This window comes from Pseudomonas sp. Sample_24, from assembly GCF_004307605.1.
GTDB lineage: Bacteria > Pseudomonadota > Gammaproteobacteria > Pseudomonadales > Pseudomonadaceae > Aquipseudomonas.
The window spans coordinates 1-1,481 of the sequence record NZ_RCNW01000412.1; the positions used below are offsets into that span (position 1 = coordinate 1).

1 protein-coding gene is annotated in these 1,481 nt (G+C 61.9%); it reads right to left on the reverse strand.

Annotated elements, in window-relative coordinates; all coding sequences use genetic code 11:
* The coding region (gene carB / locus D8V06_RS23825; protein ID WP_130931934.1) for a carbamoyl-phosphate synthase large subunit at window positions 1–1,481 on the reverse strand (1,481 nt) is incomplete at both ends.

Consider the following 1,481-nt stretch of genomic DNA (forward strand, 5'->3'; position numbering starts at 1 on the left):
TCACCTTGTTCACGCGGCGCACTTTCAGGCCTGCGGCTTCGATCAGCTTGGCAGTACCGGCAGTGGCGACCACTTCGAAGCCCAAGTTGATCAGATCACGGGCCACGCCCGCAACCAGTGGTTTGTCGTCGTCACGCACGCTGATGAACGCAGTACCGCCGGTCGGCAGCACTTCGCTGGCACCCATCTGGGCTTTGGCGAACGCCTCACCAAAGGTATCGCCCACGCCCATCACTTCGCCGGTCGACTTCATCTCAGGGCCGAGGATCGGGTCAACCCCAGGGAATTTGGCGAACGGGAAAACCGCCTCTTTCACGCTGTAGAAGTTCGGAATGATTTCCTTGGTGAAACCCAGTTCTTGCAGGGTTTTACCGGCCATCACGCGTGCTGCGATCATCGCCAGGGAAACACCGATGCACTTGGACACGAACGGCACGGTGCGGGAAGCACGCGGGTTGACTTCGATGACGTAGATGTCTTCGCCTTGCAGCGCCAACTGTACGTTCATCAGGCCGACCACGCCCAGTTCCAGGGCCATTTTCTTGACCTGCTCGCGCATCTCGTCCTGGATGTGTGCCGGCAGCGAGTACGGCGGCAGCGAGCACGCGGAGTCACCGGAGTGAACACCCGCCTGCTCGATGTGCTGCATGATCGCACCGATCACCACGTCTTTGCCGTCGCAGACCGCATCGACGTCCATCTCGATGGCGCAGTTGAGGAAGTGATCCAGCAGCACCGGGCTGTCGTTGGACACTTGAACCGCCTCGCGCAGGTAGCGCTTGAGTTCTTCTTCTTCGTAGACGATTTCCATCGCACGGCCGCCCAATACGTAGGACGGACGCACCACCAGCGGGTAACCGATCTTGGCGGCGGCACGAATCGCTTCGTCTTCGCTGCGCACGGTGGCGTTTGGCGGCTGACGCAGGTTCAGGCGCTGGACCATCTGCTGGAAGCGCTCGCGGTCTTCGGCACGGTCGATGGCGTCAGGGCTGGTGCCGATGATCGGCACGCCGGCGGCTTCCAGGGCGCGGGCCAGTTTCAGCGGGGTCTGGCCGCCGTACTGGACGATCACGCCTTTCGGCTTCTCGACGCGGACGATTTCCAGCACGTCTTCCAGGGTCACTGGCTCGAAGTACAGGCGATCGGAGGTGTCGTAATCGGTGGAAACGGTTTCCGGGTTGCAGTTGACCATGATGGTCTCGTAACCGTCATCGCGCAGGGCCAGTGCCGCGTGTACGCAGCAGTAGTCGAACTCGATGCCCTGGCCGATACGGTTCGGACCGCCGCCCAGGATCATGATCTTGTCGCGACCCGACGGCGCGGCTTCGCACTCTTCTTCGTACGTCGAGTACAGGTACGCGGTATCGGTGGCGAACTCGGCGGCGCAGGTGTCAACGCGCTTGTAGACCGGGAAGATTTCCAGCTTGTGACGGTGGCGACGCAGAGCCTTCTCGGTCACGCCCAGCAGCTTGGCCAGACGC